Here is a 14,935-nt window from a genome sequence, read left to right on the forward strand (position 1 = left end):
CGCAGGTGGCGGACCTGTGATGTTACGCGCCCGGAACCCGTGCCGCGCGCCCGCCCCGGCGTCTGGCGGCGGGCGACACCTCCAACCCGTCGCGCAGGACCTGGGTCATCGGGTGCGTGTCATGCGCGGCCCCGTGGCGCTCCAGCAAGGTGGCAATCGCCGCGCGCGGGTCGGGCGCGGACAGGCTCAGCGCCCAGTCCATGAAAATCGACCGGCATTCGGGCGCGGTGATGCCCTCGATCAGATAGGCCTCGCGGATCAGTCCCTTGGGGTCGTTGATATCGCCCGGTTTGCTCATATGTGCTCTCCCCGTTCGGTGGTGTCCCGGTTCAGAACGGCCTCGACAAGTCTTGCGGCCTCGTGGCGGGCGCCGTCAAGGGCGCGGGCCAGGTCCGCGATTGTCTCCGCCCCGGCCGTGCGGCACAGGAACCCGCGCCCGCCGGCACCGATCCTGTCCAGATCCAACGGCCCGTCGGTCAGGAGCCGGGTGGCCTGCTGGACCCGGGCGAATAGCTGCTGCGCCGATGTCAGCGCCGCCACCTCATCGGCGTTCAGCCAGCCTGCCGCCTGCCCTGCCGCGATCTGGCCCGCTACGTCGCGGACCGGCGCGCCCGCGCGCAACGCCGCAGCCTGTGCCAGAAGCTCGATATCCTGGCTGCCCCCCGGACCATCCTTGACCGTCCAGGTGCTTCCCACGCGGCCCGCCGCCTGCAACCGGCTGCGCATCTCCCGCGTATCGGCCAGCAGCCTGTCGGGCGCGGGCGCGCGCGCCAGAACGTCCAGCCTGACCGCCTCGATATCCGCCAGCAGGCTTGCGTCGCCCGCCACCGGGCGGGCACGGGTCAGCGCCATATGCTCCCAGGTCCAGGCTTCCTCCATCTGATACTGCCGGAAGGCCTCCAGACCCGTGGCCACCGGCCCCTGCCGCCCCGAAGGCCGAAGCCGCATGTCCACTTCATAGAGCTTGCCCGCCGCCGTCGGCGCGCTGAGCGCGGTCACCAGCGCCTTGGTGGCCTTGGCGAACCACGCCCGCGGGTCGAGTGGGCGCCGGCCTTCGGTGATCTCCACGCCACCGGCATCATAGATCACGATCAGATCCAGATCGGAGCCCGCGCTGAGCCGGCCCGCGCCAAGGCTGCCCATCGCCAGCACCGCCCCGCCACGCCCCGGCGCAGGCCCGTGGCGCGTGGCCAGATCGGCGCAGACAGCGGGCCAGAGACCGGCCACCACCGCGTCTGCCAGCATCGAATACTGTGCGCCCGCATCCTCGGCCGTGATCAGCCCGCGCAGGTGATGCACCCCGATCCGGAAATGCCATTCCTTCTGCCAGCGGCGGGCCACGTCCAGTTGCGCCTCGTAATCCAGCCCGCCCAGATGGGCCGCCAGCCCGGCCGCAAGGGCCTCGGGCTTTGGCCACGGCTCGAAGAAGGAGCCACCCAGAACCGCATCCAGAACGCCGGAATTGCGCGACAGGTACTGCGCCAGGGCGGGCGCGGTGGCGCAGATATCGACCAACAGATCGACCAGCGGCGGGTTCGCCTTGAAGAGCGAGAACAGCTGCACCCCCGCCGGTAGTCCGCGCAGGAACCCGTCGAAATTCCCGAGCGCCTCGTCCGGGCGCGCGGCGCGCTGGAACCGGGCCAGAAGATCGGGCTTCAACTGTGCGAAGATCTCCTGCCCGCGGGTCGACCGCAAGGCGGGATATCCGGGCCAGCGGTCCACGATCTCGCGCGCCGTGTCACTCAGGCTCACCTCCGCTACGGCGGCCGGTCCGGGGGCGAAAAACGGCTCCGTCAGACGATCGACGGCCTCCAGCCGCGCCTTCAGCGCCGCCTGAAAGGCGGCGGTGTCCCCCTGCCCGCAGAACCGCGCCAGCCGGTCGAAGCCGTCCGGCGAATTGGGCAGATCATGGGTCTGCGCATCGGCGATCATCTGCAACCGGTGTTCCACCTCCCGGTGGTGGCGATAATGTCCGCTCAGCGCCTCGGCCTCGGGCGCTCCGATCCAGCCCTTGGCGGCCAGCGCCGCCAGCGCCGGCACCGTTTCGCGCGCCCTCAGCTCCGGGTCCCGGCCGCCGGCCACCAGTTGCCGGGTCTGGGCGAAAAACTCGATCTCGCGAATGCCGCCCGCGCCCAGCTTCATGTTGTGCCCGTCCAGAGTGATCGGCCCGTGAAGCCCCTTGTGGGACCGGATCCGCTGCCGCATCTCATGGGTGTCCTGGATCGCCGCGAAATCCAGATGCTTGCGCCAGACAAAGGGCACCAGCACCTTAAGAAACCGCTTGCCCGCGGCGATGTCGCCGGCCGCCGCGCGCGCCTTGATATAGGCGCCCCGCTCCCAACTCCGCCCCTCGGCTTCGTAATACCGCTCCGCCGCGGCCATCGAGATGCAGACCGGCGTGACCGATGCATCAGGGCGCAGCCGCAGATCGGTGCGGAAGACATAACCCTCGGCCGTGTTTTCCGACAGGGTCGCCGCCATCCGCCGGGTCGCGCGGATGAACCCCGCCCGCGCCTCCATCTCGTCGGCGGGGTCGAAGCGGGTTTCGTCAAACAGGCTGATCAGGTCGATATCGGAGGAGTAGTTCAACTCCCCCGCGCCCATCTTGCCCATCGCCAGCGCCACCATCCCGGCCCCGCTGGCCGCATCATCCTCGGTCATGCCCGGCAACTTTCCGCGCTTGATCTCGGCCCCCACATGGGCGACCAGCGCGGCCTGCACGGCGGCATCGGCGAAGTCCGTCAGCGCGCCGGTCACCTGCTCCAGCGACCAGATCCCGCCGAGATCGGCCAGCGCCGTCAGCAATGCCGCGCGGCGCTTCTGCTGGCGCAGATCCCGGCCAAGAGCCGGACCTTCCAGCGCCGATGTCGCGGCGAGGATCTGCTCCTGCGCGGCCTCGGGCGTACCGGCCAGCGTTGCCGCAAGCCACGCGCGTTCCTGTGCCATCAACCGGGCCAGATAGGGGCTGCACCCCGCGGCCCCTTCGATCAGCGGGCGCAGTTCACCCGGCAGATCCGGCAACAGAGCCAGCGCCTCGGCCCCTCTGTCGGGATCGAAGGCAATCGGGTGACGGGTCAGGCGGGCGACGAAGCTCATGGCCCTTGATGGCGCGCGCGGCTCAGCCCGTCAACGCAAGCGGGGTATCCTGACTGAAGACGTTGATCCAGCCGGCGCCCTCGCGGCGCCAGACCGAGCTGACCAGCATCGCCTCCCACCCGCCGGCGGGTCGCTGGAAATCGGCACGATACGCGTAAAGCATGTGATCGGGCCCAAGCGGCATCAGATGCTCCTCGCCGATCCGGTAGGCGGCAACGGTCGGTCCATCGGCAAGTTGTCCGGCATGGGCGTCCCGATCCGCAAAGCCGGACGGGTAGACCCCAAGGAAATCCGCGGCCAGAGAGGCCGCATCGGCACCGGCATCCCCCGCTTTCAGCGCCTCCCAGACGGCGCGTTCGGCAGTCCTGATTTCGTCGTCCATCGCCATCGTCTCACCTCGCCTTGCCGTTCAGTAAGATCCTTGCAATGGTCGCCTCCGGCAGACAAGGGACAAACCGGATGAGCAAGAGCCTGAAACGGGTGGAACGCGCATTGGCCGAGGCCGGCGTACGGGAAACCGTGCTGGAGATGCCTGCAACGACGCGCACGGCCGCAGAGGCGGCGGAGGCCGCCGGGTGCGAGATCGACCAGATCGCCAAGTCGATCATTTTCCGGGCCGAAACCAGCGGGCAGGCCGTTCTTTTCATCACCGCGGGCGGCAATCAGGTCAATGCCTGCAAGGCCAGTGCGCTGGCGGGTGAGCCTCTGGGAAAGGCCGATGCCGGTCTGATCCGCGCACAAACCGGCTTCGCCATCGGAGGCGTCGCCCCGATCGGCCATCTCAATCCGATCCGCGCCTGGTTCGATCCGCGTCTTCTGGACTTCGCGCAGGTCTATGCCGCGGCCGGCACGCCGCGCCATATCTTCCCGATCGAACCGGGTCTTCTGCAACAGATGAGCGGCGCTGATCCGACCGATTTCACGGGCTGAGCCCGCCCCGCGCTGGCCATCGCCCACAGGCCATTCGGCGGGCCCAGATCAGATCACCCGCAATACGGATCGCGCAGCGCGCAGGCCCGGCGCCTCGCCGCCCCGCCCGAGCAGTTGCATGCTGCGCGTGGCGGCCGCCTGTTGTGCCGCCCGCGCATCCTCATCCTCCAGCAGCGTCGACAGCGCCCCGGCGATCGGTTCCGGCAGGCATTTCTCGGCCAGAAATTCGGGCACGGTCCGGGTGCCTGACACTAGATTGACAAGGGTCACCGTGTCGACCTTCAGCATCGCCCGGATCACCTGTTTGGACAGCCAACTCATGTCATAGGCGATGACCATGGGCGTGGCCGCAGCCGCCAGTTCAAGACTGACCGTGCCCGAGGCGGCAAGCGCCACATCCGCCGCCATGAAGGCCGCGCGCTTTTCGGCCTGATAGGCTTCGGGCGTCATCGCAGTCGGGTCGAGGATCACTGGCGCGTCCGGCCAGTCCGCCACCTTTTCGGCCAGAAGACCGGCCACCGCCGGAACGGTGGGCACCACCATCCGCACCTGCGGATGGGTGTCCTGCACGTGTCGCAGCGCCGCGCCGAAGACCGGCGACAGACGCGTCACCTCGCCCCGCCGCGACCCCGGCAGCACCAGAACCAGAGGCGCGTCCGAAGCGATCCCGCGGTCCGCGCGGAACGTGCGCGCCTCCGCCTCGCTGGCCAGCGGTTCGGTCGCGACGGGGTGGCCCACGAAATCGCAGGTCATGCCGGCGGCCTCCATCAGCCGCGGCTCGAACGGGAAAAGCGCCAGCACGTGATCGATGGATTTGGCCATTTTCTGCGCCCGCCCGCCGCGCCAGGCCCAGACCGTCGGCGCAACGTAATGGATCGTGCGCACCGCTTTTGCGCGGGCCTTCACCTTGGCCGCCACACGCAGCGAAAACTCCGGAATATCGATGGTGATCAGGGCGTCGGACCGCATCGCCACCACACGGTCCGCGGTTTCGGAAACCCGTTTCAGAAGCCCCCGCAGCCGCGGCAGGATCTCGGCAAGCCCGATAACGCTCAACTCCTCCATCGGAAACACCGTCTGCAGGCCCTCGGCCTGCATCAGCGGTCCGCCGATCCCGTGAAATTCCGTATCCGGCTGCAACGCCTTCAGCCCTGCCATCAATGCCGCCCCCAACCGGTCGCCCGAGGGCTCGCCTGCGATCAGGAACAGCCGGACGCTCATGGCGTGGCCCATATCGCGACATCGCGCGCCTCGGCCTCGGCCAGCACGGCGCGGCGCTCCAGAAGCAACACGCCGCCTGCGGCGATCTCGATCCCCGCAAGCCCGGCATCGGCCGCGCCGCGCACCGTATCGGGCCCGATGACCGGCATGTCGACACGCAGATCCTGCCCCCGCTTGGGCCGCTTGACCAGGACCCCGCGCGAGCCGGGCCGGGTCCGGCCCACGAAGTCCAGCATCGCGTCGGTGCCCTGAAGCGTCTCGATCCCCAGAACCTGGCCTGAAGCCACGATCGCGCCCTGCCCCACATCCAGCGGCCCCAAGGCGGCCAGAACGGCGCGGGCGCGGGCCGCATCGGCCAGCTGGCGCTCGGTCGGGATACCGGCAAGCCCGCCCTCCCCGGCCACGAGGTCCGGGCGCAGTTCATGGGCCGCGCGCACTGCAAAGCCCTCGTCTTCCAGAAGCGAGATCACGCTGCTCAGCAGCCCGTCATCCCCCTGCCCCATGGCCGCCATCAGCCGCGGCATCAGCGCCTTGGTCTCCTCATCCAGCGCGGAGGGGTCAAACCGGGGGCGCGACATCGCACCCGCCAGGCAAAGCTCATCGATACCCTCGGCCCGCAATGCCCCGAAAAGATGGCCCAACTGTTCGAACCGGGCCGGGATCACCGGAGCTCCGCCGCACGTGATTTCCACACCTTCGAACGCGACCAGATGCGCGGGCCCCGCCTTCAGGAGCAGCGCCGGCAAGGTGCCGGCCCCGGCAATGATCGCACGCGCCATCTCCCTATCCCGGCGTCAGGAAGGAACGGTCGGTCGCCGACAGCACGAAATCCGCGATTTCCCGCACATAAGTGCTGTCGCCGCAAGTTTCGGGCAGGCGCCGGGCGCGATCCTGAAACGCGCCTTCCCCTTGGGCCAGCGCCTGAAACGCGGCCCTGAGCGCGGTGATGTCCTGCCGGCTCACGCCCTTGCGTTTCAGCCCCACGAGATTCAGCCCCTGCAACTCCCCGCGTGGCGAATGAACCAGCCCGTAAGGGATGACGTCATGGGTGACCATCGTAACCGCCCCGATGATCGCCCCGCGCCCGATCCGCACGAATTGATGCACCCCCGAAAGCCCACCGATGATCACGTCATCCTCGACCACACAATGCCCCGCGAGCGATGCGTTGTTGACCATGACCACGTTGTTGCCGACCTGCGCGTCATGCGCCACATGAGAGCCGGCCAGGAAAAGCCCGTCATCGCCCACCCGGGTCACGCCGCCGCCGCCCGCGGTGCCGGTGTTCATCGTTACCCCCTCGCGGATGCGGTTGCGCTTGCCGACGATCAGCCGGGTGCGTTCGCCCGCGAACTTCCGGTCCTGGGGGATGTCGCCGATATTGGCGAACGGAAAGATCACCGTGCCCGCCCCGATCTCGGTCCAGCCGGTCACCACCGCATGGGATTTCATCATCACGCCTTCGGCCAGCGTCACCTCGGGGCCCACCACGCAGAACGGACCGATCTCGCAATCCGGCCCGATCACCGCGCCCTCCTCGATCACGGCGGAGGCGTGAATTCTCGCCGATCCGTCGATGCTCATGGGGCGGCCTCGGCGGGCAGGTCCATCATCGCGGTGAACTCCGCTTCTGCCGCCATCTCTCCGTCGACAGTACCCTTGCCCAGAAACTTCCAGACCTTGCCACCCGGTTTGCCGCGCGTGACGCTGACGGACAACTCCAGCACATCGCCGGGGGTCACCTTGCGGCGGAATTTGCACTTGTCGATCGCCATGAAGTAAACCAGCAGATCCTTGTCGGCCATGTCCATGCTGACCCCTACCATCACCGCGGCGGTCTGCGCCATCGCTTCGATGATCGTGACGCCGGGCATGATCGGCGCACCGGGGAAATGCCCCTGAAAATGCGGCTCGTTGAAGGTGACGTTCTTGACCCCGACGGCGCTTGTGAAGGGCTCGATCTCACGCACCTTGTCGATCAGCAGGAACGGATATCTATGCGGAATGATCCGCTGGATCAGATGAATATCGGCGGTCGTGGGGGTGTCGGCGCTCATGGATGCCGGTATCCTTTGGTGTCGTTGCCTGCCTTGGTGCGGATCGGCCCATCGGCATGGGCTGACGCATGTGCCACCGTGGTAGCAACTCGGCTCCTGCGCGGCAAGGTTGCTTGGCGCCTAGGGATCCGTCTGCGGGGGAGATGCCTCCGGCGCCGGGCGCGGCAAAGGTGGGGACGGATCGGGCAGCGGCAGCAAGGCTGCGTCTCCGCCATCGCCGATCTCCGCATTGACACGCGCCAGCGCGTCGGAGGTGATATCGACGCTTTCCGCCGACAGCAGAACGGCCCGGTTGTCCATGATCACAGCCGCCCCGCGCTCCCGCACCAATTCCAGAAGGATCGGAAAACTCAGCTCGAAAAACCGCTGGCGCGCCTCATCGGCCTGGTCGCTCAGCGATTGCGCCTTGGCTTCCTGCGCCGCACGGATCTCGCCGACGCGGGCGTCAAATTCTTCGGCCAATACGCGAAAGGCGGCCGGGTCCATCTGGGGCCGCTGCTCGGTCAGGCGCAGTTCCTCTTCGGTCAGTTGCGCCTCGATCTGCCGGTTTTCCGCGGCCAGACGTTCGCCGGCCGTTTCCAACTCACGTTGAACGCGCGCCCCATAAAGCGAGGTGGAAAACAACCGGTCCTGATTGAGCACCAAAATACCCTCCGGTGCGGATGCGGGCGCCGAGGGGGCCGAGAGTTGCTGCGCCAGCGCAGGCGCGCCTGCGGGCCCATCCGCAAACAGCATAAGCGCGACCGCCAGGGTCGCGCTCAGCCAAGGCCTGCTGCGCAAAAGCGCCATGCCGGCTCCCCCTCAGAAACGCGCCTCGATCGTCAGATCGAACTCACGGGTCTGGTCATAGGGCTGGGTTTCCAGCGCCCGGCTGAAGTTGAAGCGCAAGGGTCCGATCGCCGTATCCCAGAAGATCGAGAAACCGACGGAGCTGCGGAAATGTATGTCGTCATCCACAATCGCACCACCGGCGCCCACCACATCATCCAGCCCCCAGACCGTGCCGATATCGTAGAACACACCGCCCGAAATGCCGTACTCGTCCGGCAATCCCAGAGGGAAGGCCGCCTCGAACCGCGCCACGGCGAAGTAATTGCCGCCCAAGGCATCATTGTTGACCGCGTTGGTGTCACGCGGGCCCAGACCGCGCGGCTCGAAGCCGCGCATCTGCCGGCTGGACAGGAAGAAACGGTCGGTGAAGCGGCTGTTACCGTCGAGCATTTCGAGAGCACCACCCTCGATGGTCGCGCGCAACGTCACCTCTTCGCGGGCAATGCCCCTTTCCGCAGATGCAAGCGCCGTGGTGCGAATGTACTCGCTGTCGCCGCCAAGACCCGCCAATTCCTGATTAAACCGCAGCAGGACGCCTGCATTGGGGTTCAGGCCGGTATTGCGGGTATCATAGCTGAACCCGTAGCCCAGGGAGGAAGTCACGCGCGATCCCTCCTCGCGCTGCAGAATGGGCGAGCTGTTGGCCGGAACGTTCAGAACGCTGTCTTCCGAGATACGATAGAACACGCTCATTCTGCCATATTCGCTGATCGGGAAGCCAAGCGAGGTTCGCAGTCCAACATTCTCGGTGTCGAAGGCGGCGTTTTCCTGATTGGTCTCGTTATAGAAAACATCCAGACCAAACGACAGATCCCGTCGCAGGAAGGCCGGCTCTACGAAGCCGAAATTGAAGGCCCGGCTGTCCTGAGCGGTGCTGAAAGAAAACTCGACGGCCTGCCCCCGGCCCAGAAAGTTCTGCTCGGCGAAGGAGACGGCCAGACCGGTCCCGACATCGCTTGAGAAACTGACCGAGAAGCCAAGCGATCCGGTCGGCTGCTCCTCCACATCGACATCGACGATCACCGAGTCGGGCGAGGTGCCCTGTCGGCCCTCCACCTGAACATCGGAGAAATAGGCCAGCGCCCGGATCCGCTCCGAAGCCTGCCGGATCGCGCGCGGATCGAACGGATCGCCCTCGACCGTGTCGAACTGCCGCCGCACCACCCGGTCCAGCGTCGTGGCATTGCCTTCGATATCGATCCGCTCGACGAATACACGCTCGCCGCGCACTACAGCAAATTCCACATCCAACGTCAGATCCGCATCGTTGCGGGTGATGCGGGGCTCGACACGGATGAACCGCAGACCCTGCCGAGTGGCGAGGTTTTCCATCCGGCTGATCGTGTTGTCGATCAGCCGCGGACTATATGTGTTGCCGCTGCTGATACGGATCACGTCGCGATACTCGTCGATATCGATCTCGGGCAGGTCGCTGACCACCGTGATCTCGCCGATATCGAAGCTCTGGCCCTCGCGAATGTTGAAGGTGATGAAATAGGCATCCCGCCCCCGCGCGAGTTCCGATGTCACGCTCAGGACTTCGAAATCGACATATCCCCGGTCCCGGTAGAAATCGGTCAGCAACTGCTGGTCGAAAGCGATCCGATCGGCCACGAAACTGTCACGGCGGATGATGGCACGGAAAAGACCGGCCTGCGTGCTTTCCAGAACGCGGCGCAGGCGCCGGTCGGAAAACTCGCGGTTGCCGACGAAGGCGATGCGCTCGGTCTCCACGACCCGGCCCTCGGTCACTTCGAAGACCAGATCGACGCGATTGTCGCTGCGGCGGATGATCTGCGGCGACACGGTCGCCGTCAGGCGGCCGGCCTGGCGATAGGCATCGGTGATCGCGGCTGCATCCTGTTCGGCCACGGAGGGCGAGTAGACCCGGCGCGGCTGCGAGGTCAGCAGCGGCAGCAGATCATCGTCGTTGAGACGGCGGTTGCCCTCGATATTGATCCGGTTGATCGTCGGATATTCCTGCACGATGATCACCAGGGTGGAGCCGCGCGGAACGACCTCCACGCTTTCGAACAGGCCGGACTGCTGCAGCCGCTGCTGCGCATCGTTGACCTGCCCTGCGGATACCGCCTCGCCGGGATTGATATTGGCGTAGGTCAGGATCGTACTGGCCTCGATCCTCTGATTTCCCTGAACATCGAACTGGTTGAAGCGGAAATTCTGCGCCGCAACCGGCCATGCCAGCAGGGCGATCAGGGCTAATGCCAAAAGGGCCGCAACCGCGCCCCGCCAAATCGATGCGTTCTCTGCGCGACTGCTCATCGAATCCTGCCCCGTTTCTGATCCGTATCCTTCGCTCCTGACTACCGAAGCCGAGGGACGTTGTCAAAACGATCCATTACAGCCGGTGGGGGTTATCCACAGGCTGTGTCACAATATATACACAAGGGACGTGTTCGGGGAAGTGTCGCGACGGCCCGTCAGGGCGCGTAACTGGCCGGATCAGTAAACCGTCGCGTAGGACATCAGCCAACCGGCAATGGTCAGGGCGCCGATGATCATCAGCGGAACCAGCAGACGGTCCACATTGATCTGCATGAAAAAGCTGATGCCGCGATATCCGTCGGTGATCAGTTTCATCTTCTCCGGCCTCTCTGTGTGCCACGCCAAGGGGCGGTTGCCCCGTCATGGTCAGAGGATCAGCTTTGAATATGGCGCAATTTGGGCGCCGGATGGGCGCTTTGGTGATCCGCCGCCCCCCAGCATCCTAACCTTACGGGCAGAAAATGTCATTGGTCAGCGCAAAGAGCATCAAGGCCAACAGCAGCGTCAGACCGATAGACATGAAGACTTTCAGGGCCTTGTCGGAAGGCGGTTTACCTGCCACCGCCTCATAGGCGTGAAAGATCAGGTGACCGCCGTCCAGAACGGGAATCGGAAAGAGGTTCAAGAGGCCCACCGCGGTGGACAGGACCGCAATGAACCAGATGAAATTCTCGATCCCCTGACTGGCCGCGGCGCCGCTGGTTTCGGCAATTCCGATGGGGCCTTGCAGATTGCAGCTGGAAATCGCCCCGGTGATCATGTGCCAAAGGCCCGAAAGCGACGACTGGATGATGAAGCCGGTCTGACTGACGCCGAAGCCTGCCGCCTCCCAGAGACCCACAGGCTCGGTCACCGGCTCGAAGAACAGCCCGCCCGTGATCCCGATCAGCCATCGGGTCTCGAACCCGCCTTCGGCCAGCGGCAGATCCATCCGCCTTGGGCTGAGCGTGATCTCCATCATCTCGCCCGCACGCCAGACATCCAGCGCCAGCGGCGCGCCTTCCGACGCCTCGACCGCATCACGCAACTGGGAAAAGGCGTAGATCGGCTGCCCGTCGATTGCGCGGATGACATCGCCCCGCTCAAGCCCTGCGTCGATCGCCGCCGATTGCGGGGTCACCGCTTCGATCACCGGGATCAGGGGGAAGCTCGCCTCCACCTGCATCGCCCGGCCGTCGCGCTCGATATCGTAGGTCAGGCTTGGCGCGGGCGGCAGCGTCTCGCGGCTCAACTCATAGAGATCGGCCAGACCGTCCACCGGCTCGCCGGCCACTGCGGTGACCAGATCGCCCTCCTGCAACACCGCGATATCGGCGGGCAACATCTTTGCCGGGCCGATCCGCGCCTCGTCCACCGCCTGCCCCGATACCAGCACGACGCCCGCAAAGATCAGGATCGACAGGATAAAGTTGAAGATCGGTCCCGCCGCAACGGTAGCCGCGCGCGCCCAAAGCGGCGCGCCATGCATGGAGCGGCGGCGTTCGGCCACGTCGAGCGAATCTATCGCCGCCCCGTCCTTGCCCGAGGCCGCATCCGCATCTCCCAGAAATTTCACATAGCCGCCAAAGGGAAGCGCCGCGATCTGCCAGCAGGTGCCATGCCGGTCGACCCGGCTGGTCAGAACCGGACCGAAACCGATGGAAAACACCTCCGCATGGATGCCGGACCAGCGGCCCACGATGTAATGCCCGTATTCGTGGATCGCGACGATGATCGACAGCGCCAGAATAAAGGCCAGGATCGTGAATGCGACACTGCCGAACTGGGGGATGAATTCCATACTATTTGCGTCCCTGCATTTTCTTGACCTGCTCTTCGGCCTCTACCCGTGCCAGATGGTCTGTTTCCAGCACCGTCTCAAGGGTGTCTATGGCATCAGTTAGGCGAAACCGGCCCGAAATCTCGTCAAGCGTGGCCTCGACAACGCGGGCCATATCCATGAAACCGATCCGCCCGGCCAGAAATCCGTCCAGCGCGATCTCCTTGGCCGCGTTGAAGACGGCGCCCGCGCGACCGCCGGTTTCCATCACCGCGCGCGCGATGCCGAGCGCGGGGTAGCGCGTGTCGCAAGGCGCCAGAAACTCCAGCGTCGCCAGTTCCGCCAGATTGATCCGCGCGACCGGCAGATGCCGGCGGTCTGGCCAGTGCAGCGCATAACCGATGGCATGGCGCATGTCCGGCGCACCCAGATGCGCCATCAGCGCGCCGTCGCGAAACCCCACAAGCGCATGGATGATGGATTGCGGATGCACGACCGCCTCGATCTGATCGGGGCGGACACCGAAAAACTCTTTGGTTTCGATCAGTTCCATCGCCTTGTTGAACATCGACGCGCTGTCGATGGTGATCCGCTGCCCCATGTCCCAGTTCGGATGCGCCCCGGCATCGGCCACCGTCGCATCGGGCAATGCCTCCACCGGCCAGTCGCGCAAGCCCCCGCCCGATGCGGTGATGATGATCCGTTCCACCGCCGCCATATCCTCGCCGACCAGCGCCTGAAACACCGCCGAATGCTCGCTGTCCACCGGCAGGATTGTCGCGCCATGGGCGCGCCCTTCGGCCAGCAGAAGCGGGCCTGCTGTGACCAGGCTTTCCTTGTTGGCCAGCGCCAGCGTGGTGCCATGCCGCAAGGCCCGGAACCCGGGCGCAAGCCCCGCCGCCCCGACGATCGCCGACATGATCCAGTCCGCGGGCCGGTCCGCCGCTTCGATCAGCGCGGCCTCCCCGGCGGCGGCGATGATCCCGGATCCGGCGAGCGCGTCGCGCAGTGCGGACAGTTCCTGCTCATAGGCGGTCACCGCGATATCGGCACGGACGGCGCGCGCGTCGCGCGCCAGCTGCGCCACGTTCCGCCCGCCGGTCAGGGCCACCACGTCATAGGCATCGGGCGCGCGTTTAATCAGGTCGAGCGTGTTCTGCCCGATTGATCCGGTGGCACCGAAAACACTGACCTTTCGCATGGACACTCCCTAAAGCGGCGGCGGCGGGAACACGATCAGGCTTTCGACCAACAGCAGCAGAAGCGCCGCGCCAAGCATCCCGTCAAAGCGGTCGAACACGCCTCCGTGCCCCGGCAGCAGGGTCGAGCTGTCCTTGACCCCCATCCGCCGTTTTACCGCACTTTCGGCGATATCGCCCATCTGGCTCGCCATGCTCAGCGCAACGGATATTCCTATCAGTTCCACCCCCGTTCCGGTGGTCTGCATGAACGCCGCGCCCACGATCCCGGCGCTGACCCAGCCCGCCACCGTGCCTGACCATGTCTTCTTGGGGCTGACACGTGGCCAGAATTTCGGACCGCCGAAAATCCGCCCGGCAAAGTAACCCAGCACATCGGTCGCGGCGACGACCAGCACCAGCCACAGCATCCAGGTCAGCCCGAAATCCTCGCGATGGACCAGAAGACCGAACCCCGCGAACATGATCAGAGCGGTATACATGATGTAGAGTGTGCGGTTCTTGTCCAGAAACCCGATGCCCGCGATGCTCGCCAGAAGCAGGAGCGGCAGGCCCAGCCCCACGGGCAGCAGCTTTGCCGCCAGCAACAGCCCGGCGGCCAGACCGCCAAGCGTCATGGCACGGCGCGGGCCGCCGCCCAGCATCCTCACAAGCTCCCAGACCAGCGTGCCGACGATCAGCAGGACAAGCCCGATGAACCACCAGCCGCCGGCCCAGACCGCCGCAAGCCCCACAATCGCCATCGCAACGCCCGTGACCATGCGAACCGCAAGGTCGGAAAAGCTGTCGCGACTGAAATTCATCGACCGCGCCGGGATCAGGCCGGCACCGCGCCGAAACGTCGCTCACGATTGCCGAAGCGGCGCAAGACCTTGTCGAACTCCGCGGGCGTGAAATCGGGCCAGAGCGTGTCGATGAACTCGTATTCCGCATAGGCCGACTGCCAGAGCAGAAAATTCGAGATCCGCGCCTCGCCGCTGGTCCGGATCACCAGATCGGGGTCGGGCAGCAGGCAGGTATCGAGGTATTTCGGCAGCGTCTCGTCGCTCACATGGCGCGGGTCGAGCTTGCCTGCGGCCACGTCATGGGCAAGCCGCCTTGTGGCGCGCGCCACCTCGTCCCGGCCGCCATAGTTCAGCGCGATGGTCAGATGCGTGCCCGCATTGCCGGCCGTCAGCAGCTCCAGATTATCCATCATATCGACCAGCGACGGCTCCAGCCGCACCCGGTCGCCGATGAACCGCACCCGCACATTCTCGTCGATCAGCGATTGCGTCTCGCGCCGGATATAGCGCTTGAACAACTTCATCAGCCCGGCCACCTCGGTCTGGGTCCGCTTCCAGTTCTCGGTCGAAAAGGCAAAAATCGTCAGGTATTCCACGCCCAGATCCGGGCAGGAGCGCACGATCTCCTTGACCCGCCTTGCGCCTGCGTGATGGCCCACCAGCCGCGGCCGCCCGCGCATCTGGGCCCACCGGCCGTTGCCATCCATGATGATCGCCACATGGCGCGGCGTCTTGTCCTTGTCGGCGGTCTCGGGGCTCGATCGGGCCATG

15 protein-coding genes are annotated in these 14,935 nt (G+C 65.9%); 1 reads left to right on the top strand and 14 read right to left on the bottom strand.

Annotation, left to right across the window (positions count from 1 at the left end):
* Positions 1-22 precede the first annotated feature (22 nt).
* The 3 genes from D9R08_RS09845 to D9R08_RS09855 are packed head-to-tail and all read right to left on the bottom strand — an operon-like array spanning position 23 to position 3,478.
* Positions 23-298 carry a hypothetical protein gene (locus tag D9R08_RS09845; RefSeq protein WP_121897873.1) on the bottom strand — a complete coding sequence of 92 codons (276 nt, stop codon included), beginning with the start codon at positions 296-298 and terminating at the stop codon, positions 23-25.
* Positions 295-3,096 (bottom strand): [protein-PII] uridylyltransferase family protein, encoded by a 2,802-nt coding sequence (locus tag D9R08_RS09850; RefSeq protein ID WP_121897874.1) that lies wholly within the window; start codon positions 3,094-3,096, stop codon positions 295-297. Before D9R08_RS09850 ends, D9R08_RS09845 begins: the two co-directional genes overlap by 4 nt.
* 22 nt (positions 3,097-3,118) lie before the next feature.
* Positions 3,119-3,478, bottom strand: coding sequence for a DUF4440 domain-containing protein (locus D9R08_RS09855; RefSeq protein ID WP_233557405.1), 360 nt, complete (start codon positions 3,476-3,478; stop codon positions 3,119-3,121).
* A 77-nt stretch (positions 3,479-3,555) separates the two neighbouring features.
* Here D9R08_RS09855 and D9R08_RS09860 point away from each other — a divergent pair, with 77 nt between their 5' ends.
* A complete protein-coding gene (locus tag D9R08_RS09860; RefSeq protein WP_121897876.1) occupies positions 3,556-4,026 on the top strand; it encodes a YbaK/EbsC family protein in 471 nt (156 codons plus the stop codon).
* A 48-nt stretch (positions 4,027-4,074) separates the two neighbouring features.
* On the opposite strand, the gene lpxB is transcribed toward D9R08_RS09860, so the two are convergent.
* The 11 genes from lpxB to D9R08_RS09905 all read right to left on the bottom strand — a co-directional run bounded on the left by lpxB (position 4,075) and on the right by D9R08_RS09905 (position 14,934).
* The gene (lpxB, locus tag D9R08_RS09865) at positions 4,075-5,247 is read right to left on the bottom strand and encodes a lipid-A-disaccharide synthase (protein WP_121897877.1); all 1,173 of its coding nucleotides are present in this window, start codon (positions 5,245-5,247) and stop codon (positions 4,075-4,077) included.
* Positions 5,244-6,026 carry an LpxI family protein gene (locus tag D9R08_RS09870; protein ID WP_121897878.1) on the bottom strand — a complete coding sequence of 261 codons (783 nt, stop codon included), beginning with the start codon at positions 6,024-6,026 and terminating at the stop codon, positions 5,244-5,246. The genes lpxB and D9R08_RS09870 overlap by 4 nt, the downstream gene beginning before the upstream one ends.
* A 4-nt stretch (positions 6,027-6,030) precedes the next feature.
* Positions 6,031-6,831, bottom strand: a complete 801-nt coding sequence (gene lpxA, locus D9R08_RS09875; protein ID WP_121897879.1) for an acyl-ACP--UDP-N-acetylglucosamine O-acyltransferase — start codon at positions 6,829-6,831, stop codon at positions 6,031-6,033.
* Positions 6,828-7,304 carry a 3-hydroxyacyl-ACP dehydratase FabZ gene (gene fabZ / locus D9R08_RS09880; RefSeq protein ID WP_121897880.1) on the bottom strand — a complete coding sequence of 159 codons (477 nt, stop codon included), beginning with the start codon at positions 7,302-7,304 and terminating at the stop codon, positions 6,828-6,830. Before fabZ ends, lpxA begins: the two co-directional genes overlap by 4 nt.
* A gap of 120 nt (positions 7,305-7,424) precedes the next feature.
* Positions 7,425-8,093, bottom strand: coding sequence for an OmpH family outer membrane protein (locus D9R08_RS09885; RefSeq protein WP_121897881.1), 669 nt, complete (start codon positions 8,091-8,093; stop codon positions 7,425-7,427).
* 12 nt (positions 8,094-8,105) lie between these two features.
* Positions 8,106-10,418: an outer membrane protein assembly factor BamA gene (gene bamA, locus D9R08_RS09890; RefSeq protein ID WP_121897882.1), complete on the bottom strand. Its 2,313-nt coding sequence runs from the start codon at positions 10,416-10,418 to the stop codon at positions 8,106-8,108.
* Positions 10,419-10,598: 180 nt separating this feature from the next.
* Positions 10,599-10,736 carry a hypothetical protein gene (locus D9R08_RS19215; RefSeq protein ID WP_199709316.1) on the bottom strand — a complete coding sequence of 46 codons (138 nt, stop codon included), beginning with the start codon at positions 10,734-10,736 and terminating at the stop codon, positions 10,599-10,601.
* A 133-nt stretch (positions 10,737-10,869) separates the two neighbouring features.
* Positions 10,870-12,201, bottom strand: coding sequence for an RIP metalloprotease RseP (gene rseP / locus D9R08_RS09895; RefSeq protein WP_121897883.1), 1,332 nt, complete (start codon positions 12,199-12,201; stop codon positions 10,870-10,872).
* Position 12,202: 1 nt separating this feature from the next.
* Entirely contained in the window at positions 12,203-13,381 is a 1,179-nt protein-coding gene (dxr, locus tag D9R08_RS19220; RefSeq protein ID WP_199709318.1) for a 1-deoxy-D-xylulose-5-phosphate reductoisomerase, read from the bottom strand.
* Between the two features lie 9 nt (positions 13,382-13,390).
* The gene (locus D9R08_RS19225; RefSeq protein ID WP_199709320.1) at positions 13,391-14,182 is read right to left on the bottom strand and encodes a phosphatidate cytidylyltransferase; all 792 of its coding nucleotides are present in this window, start codon (positions 14,180-14,182) and stop codon (positions 13,391-13,393) included.
* Between the two features lie 14 nt (positions 14,183-14,196).
* Positions 14,197-14,934, bottom strand: coding sequence for an isoprenyl transferase (locus D9R08_RS09905; protein WP_121897884.1), 738 nt, complete (start codon positions 14,932-14,934; stop codon positions 14,197-14,199).
* Position 14,935: the final 1 nt, after the last annotated feature.

The organism is Rhodophyticola porphyridii, from assembly GCF_003688285.1.
GTDB lineage: Bacteria > Pseudomonadota > Alphaproteobacteria > Rhodobacterales > Rhodobacteraceae > Rhodophyticola > Rhodophyticola porphyridii.

Coding starts and splice junctions, on each gene's coding strand:
- D9R08_RS09845 (WP_121897873.1), bottom strand. CDS start 298: ATGAGCAAACCGGGCGATATCAACGACCCCAAGGGACTGATCCGCGAG.
- D9R08_RS09850 (WP_121897874.1), bottom strand. CDS start 3,096: ATGAGCTTCGTCGCCCGCCTGACCCGTCACCCGATTGCCTTCGATCCC.
- D9R08_RS09855 (WP_233557405.1), bottom strand. CDS start 3,478: ATGGACGACGAAATCAGGACTGCCGAACGCGCCGTCTGGGAGGCGCTG.
- D9R08_RS09860 (WP_121897876.1), top strand. CDS start 3,556: ATGAGCAAGAGCCTGAAACGGGTGGAACGCGCATTGGCCGAGGCCGGC.
- lpxB (WP_121897877.1), bottom strand. CDS start 5,247: ATGAGCGTCCGGCTGTTCCTGATCGCAGGCGAGCCCTCGGGCGACCGG.
- D9R08_RS09870 (WP_121897878.1), bottom strand. CDS start 6,026: ATGGCGCGTGCGATCATTGCCGGGGCCGGCACCTTGCCGGCGCTGCTC.
- lpxA (WP_121897879.1), bottom strand. CDS start 6,831: ATGAGCATCGACGGATCGGCGAGAATTCACGCCTCCGCCGTGATCGAG.
- fabZ (WP_121897880.1), bottom strand. CDS start 7,304: ATGAGCGCCGACACCCCCACGACCGCCGATATTCATCTGATCCAGCGG.
- D9R08_RS09885 (WP_121897881.1), bottom strand. CDS start 8,093: ATGGCGCTTTTGCGCAGCAGGCCTTGGCTGAGCGCGACCCTGGCGGTC.
- bamA (WP_121897882.1), bottom strand. CDS start 10,418: ATGAGCAGTCGCGCAGAGAACGCATCGATTTGGCGGGGCGCGGTTGCG.
- D9R08_RS19215 (WP_199709316.1), bottom strand. CDS start 10,736: ATGAAACTGATCACCGACGGATATCGCGGCATCAGCTTTTTCATGCAG.
- rseP (WP_121897883.1), bottom strand. CDS start 12,201: ATGGAATTCATCCCCCAGTTCGGCAGTGTCGCATTCACGATCCTGGCC.
- dxr (WP_199709318.1), bottom strand. CDS start 13,381: ATGCGAAAGGTCAGTGTTTTCGGTGCCACCGGATCAATCGGGCAGAAC.
- D9R08_RS19225 (WP_199709320.1), bottom strand. CDS start 14,182: ATGAATTTCAGTCGCGACAGCTTTTCCGACCTTGCGGTTCGCATGGTC.
- D9R08_RS09905 (WP_121897884.1), bottom strand. CDS start 14,934: ATGGCCCGATCGAGCCCCGAGACCGCCGACAAGGACAAGACGCCGCGC.